Raw genomic sequence first — 16,708 nt, 5'->3', positions numbered from 1 at the left:
AACGGGGCCTTTTCAGCAGAATGCCTGCCTTCCGGCCCCAGCGATGCAGCGCGAACCATCGTCCGTTCGCGCCGATTACGTGCAAAAGCGCGGCGTCCTTGCGAACACCGCGCCTTGCGCGTCAATTCTTTTTAGCTTTCCGCGAACAGCGACATCACCGAGTCGCCGCGACGGATACGCGAGAACGTTTCGGCGAGAAGTCCTGCGCTCGTGAGCGAGCGGATCTTCGCGCACGAACGCGCTTCGGCGCCCAGCGGAATCGTGTCGGTCACGACGAGTTCGTCCAGAGCCGAAGCGGCGATGCGCTCGCCTGCGCCACCCGAGAGAACCGGGTGCGTGGCGTAAGCGAACACCTTCTTCGCGCCGCGTTCCTTCAGCACTTGCGCTGCCTTGCAGAGCGTGCCGGCGGTGTCGACCATGTCGTCCATGATCACGCAGGTGCGGCCTTCGACTTCACCGATGATGTTCATCACTTCGGCGACGTTCGCCTTCGGACGACGCTTGTCGATGATGGCGAGATCGCAATTCAGTTGCTTGGCGAGCGCACGGGCGCGCACCACGCCGCCGACGTCCGGCGAAACGACCAGCAGGTTCTCGTGATTCTGCTTGCGCAGATCGCCGAGCAACACGGGCGTTGCGTAGATGTTGTCGACGGGAATATCGAAGAAGCCCTGAATCTGGTCAGCGTGCAGATCCATCGTGATGATCCGCTCGACGCCGGCGATTTCCAGCATGTTCGCCACGACCTTCGCCGAGATGGCGACGCGCGCCGAACGGGGGCGGCGGTCTTGACGGGCATAGCCGAAGTAGGGAATAGCTGCGGTGATCCGGCCTGCGGATGCGCGCTTGAGCGCATCGACCATGATCATCAGTTCCATCAGGTTGTCGTTGGTCGGCGCGCAAGTCGACTGAAGGACGAAGACGTCCTTGCCGCGCACGTTTTCCTGGATTTCGACCTGGATTTCACCGTCGGAAAATCGGCTAACCATAGCCTTACCGAGGGGAATACCGAGGATCTTGACGACTTCCTGGGCAAGCGCGGGATTTGCGTTGCCAGTAAAAACCATCAGGCCGTCATGGCTGCTCATCATGCACCTGCTGCGGACTTTGGAGGGCGAGAGGAACTACTTGGGCGAACTGCTCCGGGTAACCCACAGAGCGAACTGCCTGGAATTTTTGGCAGGGGAGGAAGGACTCGAACCCTCGCATGCCGGAATCAAAATCCGGTGCCTTAACCAACTTGGCGACTCCCCTACACTCAACTTTGAGCCTGACTGACCGGTAGGACGATCAACCATGCAAAACTATGCCGCGAAAGCGAAGAGTGGATGCTTGTTCAGACTCGAGGCTACCGCGCTTCGCCAGTCCGGTTGTTCCGCAAGCAGTCTGGCCTGTGCCGATTCTGCTTCGGACCGACTGGCGAATGCTGCAAAAACGCTGGCACCCGATCCGGTCATCCGCGCTGGTGCGATGCTGCTCGAGACACTCTCAAACCATCGAAGCACCTGCGCTACTTCCGCGTATTTTCCTGCGACAACCGCTTGCATATCGTTATGACCGAAGCTGTCTGGCCATCCGTTCTGCGTTGCTTGCTGTGCAAGAAAGACTGCAATTGTGCAGGTCTTTGTGTCCCTTGTCAACGATTTTTCTGAAAAAATCTCGGCAGTAGGAACATGAACCCGCGGCGTCACGACCAAAAAATGACGCGGGGGCAATTGTACAGCCTCGAGGGCTTCGCCAACACCCTCCGCGAACGCATTTTTCCCGAACACGAAGAAGGGCACGTCCGCGCCTAGCTCGAGCGCGAGCGCCTGCAATTGCTCGCGTTGCAGGTTGAGCTTCCACAGGCGGTTGAGCGCGAGCAGCGTCGTGGCCGCGTCGGAGCTGCCGCCGCCGAGACCCGCGCCCATCGGCAGACGCTTTTCGATATCGATCTCGACACCCTCGCTCGTGCCCGTGTGTTCCTTGAGCAGCGTCGCGGCGCGCACGGTGAGGTCGTGCTCGGCAGGTACGCCTTCCACTTCCACGGTGCGCGTGATGCGGCCGTCGTGGCGGCGCGTGAAATGCAGCGTGTCGCCCCAGTCGAGCAACTGGAACACGGTCTGCAGATCGTGATAGCCATTGGGGCGCCGGCCCGTGATGTGCAGGAAGAGATTGAGTTTCGCGGGCGCTAGGCAGTCGCGCAGCGAGTCCTGGGTTTCGATCATGATGCTCTTGGGATGATGCCTGGATACTGACCGGCGCGTGCCGGCCAGATATTGCTGATGAGAGACCGCAACCGGCCCGCTTACTGGTCGAGCACGAGCTTGATCTGGAGCGGCGGTGCTTCGCGCGTGAGATTGACGCGTTTCACGCCATTGGCCGGCGCGTCGGCATAGGCGACATAATCGATGGTCCAGCCGTCCTGCTCGATCTGCGAAAGCCGCTGCGGATTCTGCGAGTCGGGCGTAGTGCGCGCATGCGAGGTGGGCGCGACCGAAGGCTGCAGCCAGTAGCGCAGCCCTTCCACGGGCAGGGCAAAGCCGAGCGCCTGCTGCATGAGCGTGCTCACGTTGTCGGCCGTGAGCGGCTGGCGGTTGGGCAGTTCCAGCGTGGCTTGCGACGGCGCGGAAGTGACGAGCGCGAGTGTCTGGCCGAGCGGATTGAGCAGTTGCAGCGTCACCGTCGAATCGGTCTCGTGCCAGTCGAAGTTGCCGTACGCGTTGCGCTGCTGGCCGTTCTGATCGACATATTGAACGGCGAAGCGGCCATGATAGGCGCGGTTCGTCTGCGTACTGAGCGAGGTCGTGGCGTTCGAGGTGGAAGGTTGGCGCGGCGGCTGTTGCGTCGCGCAACCCGTCAGCGCGAGGAGCGCGGCCGCCGCTGCGCCGAGCGACGCGCGCCGTACGAAACTGGCTGCGCGCGCAACGGTGAGGGCCTGGGGGGAAATCGAAGTGAAAAAATCTGCCATCAGAGATCGTTGACCTGGAAGCGTTTGAGCGTCTTCAGGAGCGTGTCGTTGTCGGGTTCGAGCTTGCGGGCCTCGCGCCACGCGGCGCGTGCGCCGTCCTGGTCGCCGTTTTTCCAGAGCACTTCACCGAGGTGCGCGCCTATTTCCGCGTTCGGCTGGAGGCTGTAGGCCTTGCGCAAGAGCTTGATCGCGTCGGCATTGTCACCCAGGCGGTATTTGACCCAGCCCACACTGTCCATGATGAACGCGTCGTCCGGTGCGAGCGACGAGGCTTTTTCCACCAGTTTGTCGGCTTCCTGCAGGCGCTGATTGCGGTCCGCAAGCGAGTAACCGAGCGCGTTGTAGGCCTGCGGATTGTCGGGCTGCGTCTTGATCAGCTTGCGCAGCTGCGCTTCCATGACGTCGTAGTGGCCGGTTTTTTCCGCAGCCATCGCGTAGTCATAGGTGAGGTCCGGGTCGTCCGGGAAGTCGGCGGTCGCCTTCGCGAGCCGTGCTTCGGCTTCCGGGTAGCGCTTCGCGTCGAACAGGATCGCGGCGTCGGTGCGCGCGATCAGCGCCTGGTCGCGCGGATCGTCGGCCTGAATGCTCGCGAGCTGACGGCGCGCGTCGTCGGTCTTGCCTTCCTTGTCCAGGATCTGTGCGCGCGTGATCTGGGCCGGCACATATTGCTGGCTGTTGGGCTGGATCTTGTCGAGCCACTTCTGTGCGCCGGCGTCGTCCTTCTGCTCGACCGACAGTTGCGCGAGGTAAATATAGGCCTGACCTGGGTCGGCGGCCGGATTCTTCTCGGCAACCTGCGCGTATTGCGTCAGATACTTCTGCGCGGCGTCGAACTTCTTCTGCTGAACGCTGATGAGCGCGAGCGCCATGAGCGGCATCAGGTCGGTCGCGTTGTCCTTGTGCAGAATCTCGAACTGCTTCTGCGCGTCGTCGAGGCGGTCGGCAGCGAGATAGGTCTGCGCGAGTGCGAGACGCCCTTCACGCGACTTCGGGTTCTGCTGGACGTATTTTTCGATCGACGCAATGCCTTCGGCGCGCTCCTCCGGCCCCATCTGCGCGAGCATCAGCGCGGCGGGAAGGTAGTCGGGCTTGAGCGCGAGCGCCTGCTCGAACGACTTGCGTGCGCCGGGTGCGTCGTCGGCGAGCAGTTGCTGGCGGCCGATCGCGAGCTGCGCCTCGGGACGGTTCATGTCGTCCTTGAGCAGCGTTTTGAGCACATTCAGGCCGCCCACGCGATTGGGACCGCGCGAAAGCAGAAGCTGCAGTGAGAGGATCGCCTGGCCACGGCTGTCGGCCGGTACCTTCGCGAGTTCGCGCGCAAGCAGCGGCTGGGCGTCGTCGGGCCTGCCCGCGAGCACGAGGAGTGACGCGTCGAGCTGCGCCGCGCGCTCGGAATCGGGCGCGTACTGCTGCCAGAGCTGCACCGCATTCAGGGCGTCGGACGGGCTTTGCGCCGAGAGCGCGATTTCCGTCGCGCGCTGCGCCATGCGCGGGTCGTGCGTGTCGCGCGCGAGCGCGAGATACGTTTGAAAGGCGGGGGCAGGCTGGTCGCGCTGCAGCGCGATTTCCGCGGCGAGCACCTGGAAGACGATCTGGCTCGACAGCGGAACGGCCGGCAGATCCTTCTTCTCGTCGGGCGAGGGGGGACCGAAAGCGTCCGGCATGGTGACGGAAGTGTCGTCCGTGTCAGGGGACGGATCCTGCGCATATGCGCTCGACGTGGTCAACGCCCAGGCGGCGAGAACTGCGGCGCCAACGAGGCGACGCGCGAAGGCGGCAGGGGCGCGGGGCGTCGCGGGACGCTTCGCGAACAGCTTAACGAAAGACAGTTCCATGGAATTCCGTCGAATGTTTCGGTCGATTGTAACGCGCTGGCTACAATACGCGCACAACGCGCACACACGTTTACGCAAGTTGCAGACCAACCCGGACCAGCATCCGAATCAGGCCGCGAGATATGCCAGAGTTGCCAGAAGTTGAGGTTACCCGAAGGGGGATCGAACCGTGGGTCGCGGGCCGCCGCGTCGAGCGCGTGGAGGTGCGCAACCCCGCATTGCGCTGGCCCGTGCCGGCTACGCTCGCCCGTACGCTGCGCGGCCGCACGATACGTTCGGTTGGGCGGCGCGGCAAGTATTTGCTGTTCGAGGTCGACGAAGGCTGGTTCATCGTGCATCTCGGCATGACCGGCACGCTGCGCGTGCTGCGCAATCTGCCGAAGCCGCCGGCCGCGGAGAAGCACGATCACGTCGACTGGTTCTTCGACGACTTCACGCTGCGCTTTCGCGACCCGCGCCGGTTCGGCGCCGTGCTCTGGCACCCGCGCGAGGCTGGCGACGTGCTCGGCCATCCGCTGCTGGCGGCGCTCGGCATCGAGCCGTTCACACCGGCCTTCGACGGCGCACTGCTCTTTCGCGAGACCCGCGGCCGCAAGGTCGCCGTCAAGCAGGCTCTCCTCGCGGGCGATATCGTGGTGGGCGTTGGCAATATCTACGCATCGGAAAGTCTGTTCCGCGCCGGTATCCGGCCGACGACCCCGGCGGGCCGCGTTTCGCTCGCGCGCTACGAACTCCTCGCGGATGCCGTGCGCGCCGTGCTCGCCTCGGCCATCGAGAAGGGCGGCAGCACGCTGCGCGACTTCGTCGGCAGCAACGGCGAAAGCGGCTATTTTCAGCTCGAATACTTCGTTTATGACCGCGCGGGCCAACCCTGCCGCGTGTGCGGCACGCCGATCAAGCAGATCGTGCAGGGCCAGCGTTCCACTTATTTCTGTCCGCGCTGCCAGCGCTGAGCGCCAGGCATTTCCATGTACCGAACTTCTTCCACTTCCGCGCCGCTACCGGCTGGCGCGTATCCCGCTGAGCTGCTCACCGGTTTCGCGCCGCGCCTGATCGCCTGGCAGCGCGAGCATGGCCGTCACGACCTGCCGTGGCAGAACACGCGCGACCCGTACCGCATCTGGCTCTCGGAAATCATGCTGCAGCAGACTCAGGTCTCGACCGTGATTCCGTACTACGCGCGTTTTCTCGAGCGCTTTCCCACGGTCGAAGCGCTCGCTGCCGCGCCCGACGACGACGTGATGGCGCTCTGGGCCGGCCTCGGCTATTACTCGCGCGCGCGCAATCTGCACCGCTGCGCGCAGGTCGTGGCCGATACCCACGGTGGCAAGTTTCCGCAGACGGTCGAGGCGCTCGCGGAGCTGCCCGGCATCGGCCGTTCGACGGCGGCGGCGATCGCGTCGTTCGCGTTCGGCGCGCGCGAAACGATCCTGGACGGCAACGTGAAGCGCGTGCTCGCGCGCGTGTTCGGCGTGGAAGGCTTTCCTGGTGAAAAGCGCGTGGAGAACGCGATGTGGACGCTCGCCGAAACGCTCGTGCCGGGTCCCGAAGTGAGCGACGCCGACGTGAGCGCGTACACGCAAGGCTTGATGGATCTTGGCGCGACGCTGTGCGGGCGGGGCAAGCCCGACTGCGCGCGCTGCCCGTTCGCGCAGGACTGCGTGGCGAACACGACGGGACGTCAACGCGAACTACCCGCCGCGCGCCCGAAGAAGGCCGTGCCCACGCGGCGCACGTGGATGCTCGTGCTGCTCGACGGCGATGCGGTGATGCTGGAGAAGCGCCCGCCATCGGGTATCTGGGGTGGGTTGTGGAGCTTGCCCGAAGCCGCGGACGAACCCGCGCTCGCCGAGCGCGCGCGAGACTTCGGAGTGACGCCGGAGCGCGCGGCGTCGAGTTCGGCGCTCATGCCGCTCACGCATACGTTCACGCACTTCAAGCTCGACATCGAGCCGCGCGTGATCGAACTCAAGCGCAATGCCGCGCCGCTCGAAGCCAATGATGGACAGAGCGCATGGGTGTCGCTAGGCAACATCGACGCGTATGGCGTGCCCGCGCCGGTGCGCAAACTGCTCGATGGTTTGCGTGGACCGCTGATCTGAGTCAGCGAGCAAGCCGCATCAACGCTGCATCAAAGCAGCTGATGCTGCTGCATGTAGTGATGCACGATTTCGATACGCGCGCCCGCGTCGTTCAATTCCATGAGCTTCTGACGCGCGCGCAGCGCGATCGGCAGCACCTCGGCCAGACGGTTCGATACCCACGAGGGATCGTCGAAGCGGAACGGCTCCGCAAACGGCAGGCTCGCGGAATCGCGCTCGCGGATCGTCGCGATGATGCGCTCGAGCACTTCCGCACACGCGCCGAATTGCGCGAGCTGTTTGCCGCCTTCCAGTGGAATATCTTCGGGGATCAACTCGGCCGTGCCCACGAGCAGGCCGTCGGCTTCCACGCGATGCGAGAGCAGATGAAAGCGTTGCGTGCCGTGAGCCTGGATATGCAGCATGCCGACGGTCTCGACATCGCATTGCTCGATGAGCGCGAGGCATCCCACGGATTCGGGCACGGCAGTCGTCTCGTCGGGCTGCGCGACTTCCGCGCCACTTTTGAGCAGGCACACGCCGAACGGCGTGTGCTCGCGCAGGCACTCGCTCGCCATGTCCAGGTATCGCGCTTCGAAGATCTTGAGCGGCAGCAGGCCGCCGGGGAACAGCACCGTATGCAGCGGGAACAACGGCAAACGGCCAAGCACGGCAGGAGACGAGGACATGGCGCAACGCTTTCGGTTAAGGGCCGCGCGATGCGCAGCCGGTTAGGCGATCAGCCGTGACGACTCTCCGACATCGAGAGGCGCGTCGCGGTGACGCACGATAACGTTCGACTCGCCGGCAAAGCGCGTGGCGAGCGTCTGGGCGATGTACACCGATCGATGTTGTCCGCCCGTGCAGCCGATCGCAACGGTGAGATAGCTGCGGTTGTCGGCGCGAAAATGCGGCAGCCACTTCGCGACGAACGCATAGACATCGTCGATCATTTCGTGGACGGCCGGCTGCGCATTGAGAAAGTCGATCACGGGCTGATCGAGCCCGGTGAGCGGCCGCAAGCGGGCGTCGTAATGCGGGTTCGGCAGCGTGCGCACGTCGAACACGAGGTCGGCGTCGAGCGGTACGCCGCGCTTGAAGCCGAACGATTCGAACGTGAGCATGAGCGAGCCGCGCTCGCCGCCGACGAACACCTTCACCCACTGGCGCAGTGCGTTGGAACTCAGGTTGCTCGTGTCGACCTGATGGCCGAACTCGGCGAGGTTCGAAACGAGTTCACGCTCGTGCTCGATCGCTTCTTCGAGTGACTTGAGCATGCCCACGTTGGCGTCGTGCGCGGCGGAGCCCGAAAGCGGATGGCGGCGGCGCGTTTCCGAGAAGCGCTGGATGAGCGACTGCGTGCTCGCGTTGAGGAAGAGCACGCGCACATCGTGGCGAAGCGCCAGGTCGCGGATCATCTCCGGCATGTCGTCGAACGACGAACTCGAGCGCGCATCGATAGCGACGGCGAGGCGTTCGTAGCCGTCGTCGCTGAGATATTGGGCGAGTTGCGGTAGAAAGCGCGGCGGCAGATTGTCGACGCAATAATAGCCGACGTCTTCGAGCGCATTGAGCGCCACTGACTTGCCGGAACCCGAAATGCCGGTGATCAGGATGATACGCATGGGAGAGTCGATGAACCCGATTGGGTCATCATAGCATCCGATCCGCGCGCCTGTATTGGCTCTCCGGGCCGCAGGCGCTCGTTTCGAGGGCGCGCACGGCGTACATTGCGCGCCTCGCCGGCCTCACCGCTTCGGGCGTCAGATCAGCTTGCCGGGAAACTGGCTGTCGGGGTCCTGCATGGCGAGACGCTGGCGGTCCATGAAGTCGCGCAGGGTGTCGATACCGCGCAATTGCAGGATCGTGTTGCGCACGGCGGCCTCGACCAGCACGGCGAGGTTGCGGCCCGCGGCCACCTGGATCGTGACCTTGCTGATGGGCAGGCCGAGCACGTCGACGGTCTGGCTCTCCAGCGGCAGACGCTGGAACTCGCCGTCCGGGCGGCGCACGAGTTGCACGATGAGCTTGAGCTTCATCTTCCGGCGCACGGCCGTTTCACCGAAGATCGTCTTGATGTCGAGCAGGCCGAGGCCGCGCACTTCGAGCAGGTTCTGCAACAGCGGCGGGCAGCGCCCCTCGACGAAATCGGGGCCGAGGCGCACGAAGTCCACGGCGTCGTCGGCTACGAGGCCATGGCCGCGGCTGATCAGCTCCAGACCCAGCTCGCTCTTGCCGAGACCCGAGTCGCCCGTGAGCAGCACGCCCATGCCGAGAATGTCGAGAAACACGCCGTGCAGCGTCGCGCGCGGCGCGAGAATGCGCGACATGTAGAGGCGCAGGCTGTCGATGACGGTGGCCGCCGACATCGGCGTGGTGAAGAGTGGCGTGGAAGAACGCGTGCAACGCAGCACCAGTTCGGGCGGCGCGGTCATGCCGTCGGCGACCACGAGAAACGGCGGTTCGAGCGCGATCAGCTCGGCCATGTGGCGCGAGCGGTCTTCGTCGGTCTGGCGCTGGTAGTAGTGAATTTCGGCGTCGCCGAGCACCTGGATGCGGTTCGGGTGGATCAGGTTCAGGTGACCGACGAGGTCGGCGCTCGCCGTGGCCGTGGCCACCGTTTCGGTCGAAAAGCCGCGTTCCCAGCCTTCGTGCCCCGTCAGCCAGCTGAGTTTCAGCGTGGTGGCGTTGTCGTCGAAGATGCTTTGGGCGTTGATGCTGGAAGTGTCCATGAGTCGGTGACTCCGCGAGATGACTCGCCTAACGGCTGACTGAATTGCTGGCTAAATAATCCGCGCGACCTGGCCTGGGTGCGCTACCTGGGTGGTTCACGGCTGCCGGCGCCTTACGCTTCACCCCTGCAACGAGCGTCGAGCGCGCGCTGTTCGGCCGCGCGTACCGCGACCGCGCCTCGCAAGACGCCGCACATTACATCAAGGTTGCCACTGGGTGAGCAGGCGATGCAACGTTTCGCGGTCTTCTTCCGTATGGAGCCGCTCACGCGTTTCGCGATCCGACAGTAGTTGTGCGATCTCGGACAGGATTTCAAGGTGCTGCTGCGTGGCCTGTTCGGGCACGAGCAGGAAGATCAAAAGCGACACGGGCAGGCCGTCTGGCGCTTCGAAGGCGATCGGCTCGGCGAGGCGCACGAAGGCGGCCTGCGGCTGCTTCAGGCCCTTGATGCGGCCGTGCGGGATCGCGACGCCTTCGCCGAGGCCCGTGGAGCCGAGACGCTCGCGTGCGAAAAGATTGTCGGTAACCGTGCTGCGGGCGATGCCGTTCTGGTTTTCGAAGATCAGGCCAGCCTGCTCGAAGACGCGTTTCTTGCTGGTGACGGACAGGCCGACGACGACGTTCTCGATGGGAAGTATTTTGGCTAAACGATTCATGTTGGCAGGCGAAAACGTGGCCTGAATGCTCCACACCCCGACAGCTGACCGCTTTGGCGGAAGCTTTGGATCTGGCGACGAAGCCCGGTGCCGGGACCGTGGGGACCTGTTGGCGCGTTAGACCCCGTAATACGACTGGACCATTATAGAACAAGCGTCCACGCCGATGGTGCGATGCGCCACGCATGAGCGCAACCCTCGTTGCCCGGTTGCACCCAGCGGTAAAACCCTGCATTGCGCGTACTCACGAAAAAGCCGCCCGGTTTGGGCGGCTTCGCTTCGGGGGGCGGAGGATGAACTATCGACTCCAGCCCCGGTTCATGGCGTGAATCGCCACACAGGACACTGTGGGATCACTGCGGCGGGATTTCGATGATGGGCGCAGGCTGGTGCTTGATCGCCTCATGTTGATGTCCCTGCACGCGGTCCTTGTGACGTACGACCTGGCGGTCCAGCTTGTCGACCACGAGATCGATGGCGGCGTACATGTCGCCGTTCGCGCTCTCCACAAATATGTCCTTGCCTTTCAGATGAAGGTTCACTTCGACCTTCTGTCTCTTATCCTTTTCCTTATGGTTGTCGACCGAGAGGACCACATTGCCATCGATTACCTGATCGAAATGTCTTAGCACCCTGTCCAGTTTGGTGATCACGTATTCTCGCAACGCTGGCGTTACTTCGAGATGGTGTCCACTGATCTTCAGATTCATAGTGCTTCTCCAGGCTGATGGCCGCGTGACGCGTGAAGTGCGGCAATGCCGGTCGACTGTCTGCCAGAACGCGGCTCCCCGAAAGGCCTGCGACGGCGGGCGAACTCGGCCGGCCATGTCCGCCAACGGGCGTAGCGGCCGGAAAACGCCTGCTCCGAAAAAGCCGGAACAGGCTAAAGAGACTTGCGCAGATTGACGGCTGGAATCTTCAGCGCCTCGCGATACTTCGCAACGGTGCGTCGCGCGACCACGAAGCCCTGTTCTGCCAGCAGTTCGGCTATGCGGCTGTCTGAAAGAGGAGATTTGGTGTTCTCGGCTCCTATGAGTTGCTTGATGAGGGCGCGGATGGCGGTGGACGATGCAGCGCCTCCGGTGTCCGTCGATACATGCGATCCGAAGAAGTACTTAAATTCAAGTGTCCCGAATGGAGTCAGCATGTATTTACCGGTTGTCACACGCGAGACAGTCGATTCGTGTAGGCCCAGCGTATCAGCAATCTCCCTCAAAACCAAGGGGCGCATGGCGATTTCGCCGTGCACGAAAAAGTTCTTCTGACGCTCGACGATAGCCTGCGCGACACGCAGGATCGTCTCGAAGCGCTGCTGGATATTCTTGATGAGCCAGCGCGCTTCCTGCAGCTGCTGGCGCAGCGAACCGCTAGCCGGATCGCCACGGTTGTTGCGCAGGATATTCGCGTACAGGTGGTTGATGCGCAGCTTCGGCACCACCTCGGGGTTGAGTTCCGCATGCCAGTTCTGGCCGGTCCTCTTCACGATGATGTCGGGCACCACGTAATCGGCTTCAGCCTTGCCATACGACGAACCCGGGAACGGTTCGAGCGAACGGATCAGCGCATGCGCGTCACGCAGCTCGTCGTCGCCCGTCTTCAGTTGCTTGCGCAACCGCGTGAAGTCGCGCGCGGCGAGCAGTTCGAGATAGTTCGACACGATTTCGAGCGCGAGCGTGCGCGTGGGCGACGAAGTGACGCGCAACAACTGCAGCTTGAGGCACTCGGAGGCCGAGCGCGCGCCCACGCCCGCGGGGTCGAAGCTATGCAGCAGCGCTAGCGCCGCATTGAATTCGTCGGCGTCGACTTCGAATTCTTCGGGAATGTCGGCAAGAATTTCCTCGCAGGTCGCGCTGAGGTAGCCGTCTTCGTCGAGCGATTCGATGAGAAACGTGATGAGCGCGCGGTCGCGCTGGCTCGCGTTCGTTTCGCGCAACTGCGCCATGAGATGGTCGCGCAGCGTGGTGGTCGATTCGTGGATCTGCAGCGGCGGCAGGTCGTCGTCGTCGGAGGCGTTGCCCGAGCGGCCGTAATCGTCCAGGTTCCACTGGCTCGCGTCGCCGTTCGCGTCGCCGCCAAGGCCGTCGTATTCGTCCACGCCTCGCGGCTCGCTCTCGTTGTTTTCGCCGCTGCCGTTGGACGTCGAGGTGGAACTGTTCGCGCCCTGCATCGGCTCGGCGCCGGAGGGCGCGGGCGGCTGCGCGATGACCGAGCCGTCCGCGGCCACGCGCAGCGGGCTCGCGATCCAGTCGTCCTCGTTCTCGAGCAGCGGGTTCTGCGAGATCGCCGTCGCGACCTCCTGCTGCAGTTCGAGCGTCGACAGCTGCAGCAGCCGGATGGACTGTTGCAGTTGTGGCGTGAGCGCAAGATGCTGCGAGAGGCGGAGTTGGAGGCTGGCTTTCATGGCGGTGTGCGAACCATTGTAAAGAGTTTGCCACGCGGACGAAACCACGGGGCACTCGCAAAAACGAGCGTGCGCCACGCCGGTGCCTGCCCGGAATTTGGTGCGCAAACAGGGGCGCTCCCGGGCCTGCCATGCACCGTTTTGGGGGCAAGGTCGAGCAGTTACACGGGGAAACGCGAAAGATGAGGCCGGAAAAACGCGAAAGCGGATCGCGCGCGCCCGGGTGGGCGCTGCGGGACTGCGGTGAACGGGCGCGCGAGGCGCGCCCGGGGGCTTACATGCGGAAGTGCTCGCCGAGATAAACGCGGCGCACGTTCTCGTTCTCGATGATCTCGCCGGGTGCGCCGGCCGCGAGCACGCTGCCGTCGCTGATGATGTACGCGTGATCGCAGATGCCGAGCGTCTCGCGCACGTTGTGGTCGGTGATCAGCACGCCGATGTTGCGCTGCTTCAGGAACTTCACGATCTTCTGGATTTCCAGCACGGCGATCGGGTCGACGCCTGCGAACGGCTCGTCGAGCAGGATGAAGCTCGGATCGGTTGCGAGCGCGCGCGCGATTTCGACGCGCCGGCGTTCGCCGCCTGACAGCGACAGCGCCGGATTCTCGCGCAGATGCGCGATTTGCAGCTCCTCGAGCAGTGCTTCGGCGCGCTCGGTGATGACGTCTTTCGACAGACGTTTGCCGTTGCCGTCGACCTGCAGTTCGAGCACCGCGCGGATGTTCTCCTCGACCGTGAGCTTGCGGAACACCGAGGCTTCCTGCGGCAGATACGAAAGACCGAGCGCCGCGCGCTTGTGGATCGGCAGAAGGCTGATGGAGCGGCCGTCGAGGTCGATCTCGCCGGCGTCGAGCGGCACGAGACCCACGATCATGTAGAACGACGTGGTCTTGCCGGCGCCGTTGGGGCCGAGCAGTCCGACCACTTCACCGCTCTTCACGTCGAGCGACACGTCCTTGACGACGGTGCGCGAGCCATAGCGCTTCTTCAGGTTGCGCACGACGAGCGTGCTCGTCTTGCCGGCCAGCTGGCGGCCGTAGCTTTGGGTGGCGGTGACGGTATTCACTGTGGCGGCGCTTCCTGCAGCTTGGTGGACGGCGTGAGGGCGGCCGGGGCGCCGGCGGGCGGTTGTGCGCCGGTGGTGGTGTTGCGCGGCGAGAGCATCGCGCGAACGCGGCCGCCGGGGTTGCCGGGACCCGCGACGTCCTTGCCGGAGCGCGCCGTGTAGAAGTCGTTCTGGCCGTCGTACGTGACGACGCTGCCGTGGACCTGATCCATCACCGTCGAGAGACCCTGCAGGCGGCGCACCGTCGCGCGCGTCGTGAGCGTGGTGAGGTCCTGCTTGCCGTCGTAGTCGATGCGCTCGGCCGTGCCGTCGACGTATTCGTCGAGGCCTTCGCGCTTCTGGCGGAAGTAGGCGAGCTTGTCGGCGGGCGTGCCCGGCGCGACGGTGCCGGTCGCGAACTGGTAGCCCTGCGGGTCCTGGGTGACGACGAGCTTGTCGGCCTTGATGAGGATCGTGCCCTTGGTGGCAACCACGTGGCCCGTGAAGACGGTCTGCTGCTTCAGATCGTCATAGGTCATGTTGTCCGCTTCGATATTGAGCGGCTTGTCCTTGTCGGCGCGCTCGGCGTGGGCCGCGGGCGCGAGGCCGGCGAACAGCAGCGCGCTGGCGAGCGCCATCAGCGCCGCGAAGCGTGCGCGGCGGGCGTCAGGCGAACGGCCGTTCAGTGGACGGGGAAGCGAATCGTTCATGCAATCGTGCCTTGCGTGGACGGCCCGGCGTTCAGGACGAGCCGCCGGAGTCTGCCGGGGCGATGGCTCCACGGACGTTGCCGAAGAGCTGGATGACCCGGGAGACATTGTTGTAGTTCATGCCGCTGGTGGCCGTCATGACCGACTGGCCGCGTCGAAGTTTAACCGGCTTTTCGGTCAGGATCACATCGTCGTTCACGAGCACTTTGAAATGCTCGGAATCAGCCTGCATTTCGGGGTCGCCGGCGCCGGCCGCGCGCAGAATGCGCGCGTTGTCGTACAGATTGACGATCGAGGCGTCGGCGTTGACCGTGCCGCGCAGCCCGGTGGCCGTGACGATCGGCTTGCCGGGCTGGAATGCGCGCACGGCCGGGTTCGTGAGGTCGCTGTTCTCGTCGTCCTCGTAGTGAACCATGTGCGTGGCCGTGAGCCGGTACTGCGTGGCGCCCGACTGGTCGAGCTCGGACACCGAGAAGTTATCGGCGAAATAATCGGGCGTATGCGTGGGCGCACGCGGCGCCGCCTCCTTCTCGCGCGGCTGGACGGCCTGCAGCAGCCACCACGTGAAACCGGCGAGCGCGGCGACGCACACGAGCGGCACGAGCGACGTGAGGCGGAACTTCTGGTGGTTCATCGCGGCATCCCGGCGAGCGGCGCGCAGGCCGCGGCGAGCAGGGCGTCGTAGCGGTTCTGCGCGCGCAGGATCAGGTCGGTGACTTCGCGCACGGCGCCGTGGCCGCCCACCTTGTCGGACACCCAGTGGGCGCGCGAGAGCACGTCGGGGTGGGCGTTCGCGGGCGCAGCCGCGAAGCCGCACTGGAGCATCACGCCGAGGTCGGGCCAGTCATCGCCCATGTAGCCGCACGCTTCGGGCGCAATGCCGGTTTGCGAGAGCAGCTCGGCGAACGCGACGCGCTTGTCTTCCACGCCTTGCCACAGATGCGTGATCTTCAGTTCCTTCGCGCGCACGGCGACGATCTCCGAACGGCGCCCGGTGATGATGGCCGTGTCGATGCCGGCTTCGCGCAGTAGCTTCGCGCCGTGGCCGTCGAGCGAGTTGAACGCCTTCATCGTGTCGCCCGCGCCGGTGAAGAGCAGGCCACCGTCGGTGAGCACACCGTCGATGTCGAAAATCATCAAGCGCACACGCGCGGCGCGCGCGGTTGCGTCGAGTGGGCTAGCCATCAGATCACCTTCTTGGAGAACAGGTCGTGCATGTTGAGGGCGCCGATCAGCGTGCCCTCGGCATCGACGACCAGCATCTGATTGATGCGATGGCGCTCCATCAGTTCCACAGCTTCGACGGCAAGTTGGTCCGGGCCGATCGTGCGCGGGCCTTTCGTCATGACCTGAGCGATCGGCAGGTCGCGGAAATCGCCCACGCGCTCGAGCACACGGCGCAGGTCGCCATCCGTGAAGATGCCCTGCACGTGGTTGTCGGCGTTGACGACCGCCGTCATGCCCATGCGCTTGGCCGTGAGCTGGAAGAGGGCGTCGCGCACGGTCACGTCGTCGCGCACCTTCGGGATTTCGTCGCCCGTGCGCATCACGTCGCGCACGTAGGTGAGCAGGCGCCGGCCGAGCGCGCCGCCCGGATGCGAGCGCGCGAAGTCGTCGGCACCGAAGCCGCGCGCGTCGAGCACCGCGACCGCGAGTGCGTCGGAGAGCGCGAGTGCCGCCGTCGTGCTGGCGGTGGGCGCGAGGTTCAGCGGGCAGGCTTCTTTTTCCACGCCGGCGTCCAGATGCACGTCGGAAAGCTGGCCGAGCGTCGATTGCGGGCGATTGCCCGTCATGCCGATGAGCTTCGCGCCAATGCGCTTGACGAGCGGCAGGATCGCCACGAGTTCTTCGGATTCGCCGGAGTTCGACAGGCCGATGAAGACGTCGTCGGCGGTGACCATGCCGAGGTCGCCGTGGCTCGCTTCCGCCGGGTGCACGAAAAACGCGGGGGTGCCCGTGGAGGCCAGCGTGGCCGCGAGCTTGCGGGCAATATGGCCCGATTTGCCGATGCCGGAAACGACCACGCGTCCACGGCAGCTGAGGATGAGGTCGACCGCACCGACGAAGTTGTCGTCGAGCCGGTCGCGAAGCCCGCGCACGGCGTCCGCTTCGATGTCGAGCACGTTGCGAGCGAGCTTCAGCGCCCGGTCGCCATTGATTTTCGCTATCATCCGCGGAGTATAGCAAAGGCGTCTGCGCGCCGCGCCGGCGCCCCCAGCGCCAAAACCCCGTGCGCGAGCCGCCGGGCTTGCCCAGCCGTTTCTCCGTAGCCCTTCCCATTTAGCCCGTTATTCATG

General features: G+C 64.6%; 17 protein-coding genes and 1 tRNA gene. 2 read left to right on the top strand and 16 right to left on the bottom strand.

Annotated features, from left to right (window positions below):
* Window positions 1-131: 131 nt before the first annotated feature.
* From AB4Y43_RS10940 to AB4Y43_RS10920, 5 genes are all read right to left on the bottom strand, one after another.
* Window positions 132-1,088, bottom strand: coding sequence for a ribose-phosphate pyrophosphokinase (locus tag AB4Y43_RS10940; protein WP_069265235.1), 957 nt, complete (start codon window positions 1,086-1,088; stop codon window positions 132-134).
* A gap of 89 nt (window positions 1,089-1,177) precedes the next feature.
* Window positions 1,178-1,254 (bottom strand) — tRNA-Gln (locus tag AB4Y43_RS10935).
* Window positions 1,255-1,304: 50 nt separating this feature from the next.
* A complete protein-coding gene (gene ispE, locus AB4Y43_RS10930) occupies window positions 1,305-2,207 on the bottom strand; it encodes a 4-(cytidine 5'-diphospho)-2-C-methyl-D-erythritol kinase (protein WP_368605854.1) in 903 nt (300 codons plus the stop codon).
* A gap of 80 nt (window positions 2,208-2,287) precedes the next feature.
* Entirely contained in the window at window positions 2,288-2,950 is a 663-nt protein-coding gene (lolB, locus tag AB4Y43_RS10925) for a lipoprotein insertase outer membrane protein LolB (protein ID WP_069264872.1), read from the bottom strand.
* Window positions 2,950-4,785: a tetratricopeptide repeat protein gene (locus AB4Y43_RS10920; protein ID WP_368605855.1), complete on the bottom strand. Its 1,836-nt coding sequence runs from the start codon at window positions 4,783-4,785 to the stop codon at window positions 2,950-2,952. The genes lolB and AB4Y43_RS10920 overlap by 1 nt, the downstream gene beginning before the upstream one ends.
* A gap of 122 nt (window positions 4,786-4,907) precedes the next feature.
* On the opposite strand from AB4Y43_RS10920, the gene mutM reads away from it, so the two are divergent.
* Together mutM and mutY are read left to right on the top strand one after the other, a co-directional pair.
* Window positions 4,908-5,738, top strand: coding sequence for a bifunctional DNA-formamidopyrimidine glycosylase/DNA-(apurinic or apyrimidinic site) lyase (gene mutM, locus AB4Y43_RS10915; RefSeq protein ID WP_069264868.1), 831 nt, complete (start codon window positions 4,908-4,910; stop codon window positions 5,736-5,738).
* 15 nt (window positions 5,739-5,753) lie between these two features.
* On the top strand, window positions 5,754-6,887 hold the full coding sequence (gene mutY / locus AB4Y43_RS10910; RefSeq protein WP_368727803.1) for an A/G-specific adenine glycosylase: 1,134 nt from the start codon (window positions 5,754-5,756) through the stop codon (window positions 6,885-6,887).
* Window positions 6,888-6,916: 29 nt separating this feature from the next.
* Here the strand turns inward: mutY and AB4Y43_RS10905 are convergent, their stop codons facing one another.
* The 11 genes from AB4Y43_RS10905 to kdsD all read right to left on the bottom strand — a co-directional run bounded on the left by AB4Y43_RS10905 (window position 6,917) and on the right by kdsD (window position 16,582).
* Complete coding sequence (locus tag AB4Y43_RS10905; RefSeq protein ID WP_069264867.1) at window positions 6,917-7,555, bottom strand: LON peptidase substrate-binding domain-containing protein; 639 nt, start codon at window positions 7,553-7,555, stop codon at window positions 6,917-6,919.
* A gap of 42 nt (window positions 7,556-7,597) precedes the next feature.
* Window positions 7,598-8,491, bottom strand: a complete 894-nt coding sequence (rapZ, locus tag AB4Y43_RS10900) for an RNase adapter RapZ (RefSeq protein WP_069264864.1) — start codon at window positions 8,489-8,491, stop codon at window positions 7,598-7,600.
* Between the two features lie 138 nt (window positions 8,492-8,629).
* A complete protein-coding gene (gene hprK, locus AB4Y43_RS10895; RefSeq protein ID WP_028201859.1) occupies window positions 8,630-9,598 on the bottom strand; it encodes an HPr(Ser) kinase/phosphatase in 969 nt (322 codons plus the stop codon).
* A gap of 201 nt (window positions 9,599-9,799) precedes the next feature.
* Entirely contained in the window at window positions 9,800-10,255 is a 456-nt protein-coding gene (gene ptsN / locus AB4Y43_RS10890; protein ID WP_069264863.1) for a PTS IIA-like nitrogen regulatory protein PtsN, read from the bottom strand.
* A gap of 353 nt (window positions 10,256-10,608) precedes the next feature.
* Window positions 10,609-10,965, bottom strand: a complete 357-nt coding sequence (raiA, locus tag AB4Y43_RS10885; protein ID WP_028201861.1) for a ribosome-associated translation inhibitor RaiA — start codon at window positions 10,963-10,965, stop codon at window positions 10,609-10,611.
* A 173-nt stretch (window positions 10,966-11,138) separates the two neighbouring features.
* Window positions 11,139-12,656 (bottom strand): RNA polymerase factor sigma-54, encoded by a 1,518-nt coding sequence (locus AB4Y43_RS10880; protein ID WP_069264861.1) that lies wholly within the window; start codon window positions 12,654-12,656, stop codon window positions 11,139-11,141.
* 274 nt (window positions 12,657-12,930) lie between these two features.
* Window positions 12,931-13,722 (bottom strand): LPS export ABC transporter ATP-binding protein, encoded by a 792-nt coding sequence (lptB, locus tag AB4Y43_RS10875; RefSeq protein ID WP_069264858.1) that lies wholly within the window; start codon window positions 13,720-13,722, stop codon window positions 12,931-12,933.
* Entirely contained in the window at window positions 13,719-14,411 is a 693-nt protein-coding gene (gene lptA / locus AB4Y43_RS10870) for a lipopolysaccharide transport periplasmic protein LptA (protein WP_368682783.1), read from the bottom strand. Before lptA ends, lptB begins: the two co-directional genes overlap by 4 nt.
* Before the next feature lie 31 nt (window positions 14,412-14,442).
* The gene (gene lptC / locus AB4Y43_RS10865; RefSeq protein WP_342949516.1) at window positions 14,443-15,045 is read right to left on the bottom strand and encodes an LPS export ABC transporter periplasmic protein LptC; all 603 of its coding nucleotides are present in this window, start codon (window positions 15,043-15,045) and stop codon (window positions 14,443-14,445) included.
* A complete protein-coding gene (locus tag AB4Y43_RS10860; protein ID WP_069264851.1) occupies window positions 15,042-15,596 on the bottom strand; it encodes an HAD family hydrolase in 555 nt (184 codons plus the stop codon). Before AB4Y43_RS10860 ends, lptC begins: the two co-directional genes overlap by 4 nt.
* Window positions 15,596-16,582, bottom strand: coding sequence for an arabinose 5-phosphate isomerase KdsD (gene kdsD / locus AB4Y43_RS10855; RefSeq protein ID WP_069264850.1), 987 nt, complete (start codon window positions 16,580-16,582; stop codon window positions 15,596-15,598). The genes AB4Y43_RS10860 and kdsD overlap by 1 nt, the downstream gene beginning before the upstream one ends.
* Window positions 16,583-16,708 lie beyond the last annotated feature (126 nt).

Source organism: Paraburkholderia sp. BR10872, from assembly GCF_040965835.1.
GTDB classification, from domain to species: domain Bacteria; phylum Pseudomonadota; class Gammaproteobacteria; order Burkholderiales; family Burkholderiaceae; genus Paraburkholderia; species Paraburkholderia nodosa_A.
The sequence above is the reverse complement of the archived record's forward strand: the minus strand, read 5'-3'. Positions and strand labels throughout refer to the sequence as shown.

Excerpts from the sequence above, each read along its gene's own strand:
- kdsD (WP_069264850.1), bottom strand. The coding sequence starts at position 16,582 with ATGATAGCGAAAATCAATGGCGACCGGGCGCTGAAGCTCGCTCGCAAC.
- AB4Y43_RS10940 (WP_069265235.1), bottom strand. The coding sequence starts at position 1,088 with ATGAGCAGCCATGACGGCCTGATGGTTTTTACTGGCAACGCAAATCCC.
- hprK (WP_028201859.1), bottom strand. The coding sequence starts at position 9,598 with ATGGACACTTCCAGCATCAACGCCCAAAGCATCTTCGACGACAACGCC.
- rapZ (WP_069264864.1), bottom strand. The coding sequence starts at position 8,491 with ATGCGTATCATCCTGATCACCGGCATTTCGGGTTCCGGCAAGTCAGTG.
- AB4Y43_RS10920 (WP_368605855.1), bottom strand. The coding sequence starts at position 4,785 with ATGGAACTGTCTTTCGTTAAGCTGTTCGCGAAGCGTCCCGCGACGCCC.
- AB4Y43_RS10905 (WP_069264867.1), bottom strand. The coding sequence starts at position 7,555 with ATGTCCTCGTCTCCTGCCGTGCTTGGCCGTTTGCCGTTGTTCCCGCTG.
- mutM (WP_069264868.1), top strand. The coding sequence starts at position 4,908 with ATGCCAGAGTTGCCAGAAGTTGAGGTTACCCGAAGGGGGATCGAACCG.
- lptA (WP_368682783.1), bottom strand. The coding sequence starts at position 14,411 with ATGAACGATTCGCTTCCCCGTCCACTGAACGGCCGTTCGCCTGACGCC.
- mutY (WP_368727803.1), top strand. The coding sequence starts at position 5,754 with ATGTACCGAACTTCTTCCACTTCCGCGCCGCTACCGGCTGGCGCGTAT.
- AB4Y43_RS10860 (WP_069264851.1), bottom strand. The coding sequence starts at position 15,596 with ATGGCTAGCCCACTCGACGCAACCGCGCGCGCCGCGCGTGTGCGCTTG.
- lolB (WP_069264872.1), bottom strand. The coding sequence starts at position 2,950 with ATGGCAGATTTTTTCACTTCGATTTCCCCCCAGGCCCTCACCGTTGCG.
- lptC (WP_342949516.1), bottom strand. The coding sequence starts at position 15,045 with ATGAACCACCAGAAGTTCCGCCTCACGTCGCTCGTGCCGCTCGTGTGC.
- ptsN (WP_069264863.1), bottom strand. The coding sequence starts at position 10,255 with ATGAATCGTTTAGCCAAAATACTTCCCATCGAGAACGTCGTCGTCGGC.
- raiA (WP_028201861.1), bottom strand. The coding sequence starts at position 10,965 with ATGAATCTGAAGATCAGTGGACACCATCTCGAAGTAACGCCAGCGTTG.
- AB4Y43_RS10880 (WP_069264861.1), bottom strand. The coding sequence starts at position 12,656 with ATGAAAGCCAGCCTCCAACTCCGCCTCTCGCAGCATCTTGCGCTCACG.
- ispE (WP_368605854.1), bottom strand. The coding sequence starts at position 2,207 with ATGATCGAAACCCAGGACTCGCTGCGCGACTGCCTAGCGCCCGCGAAA.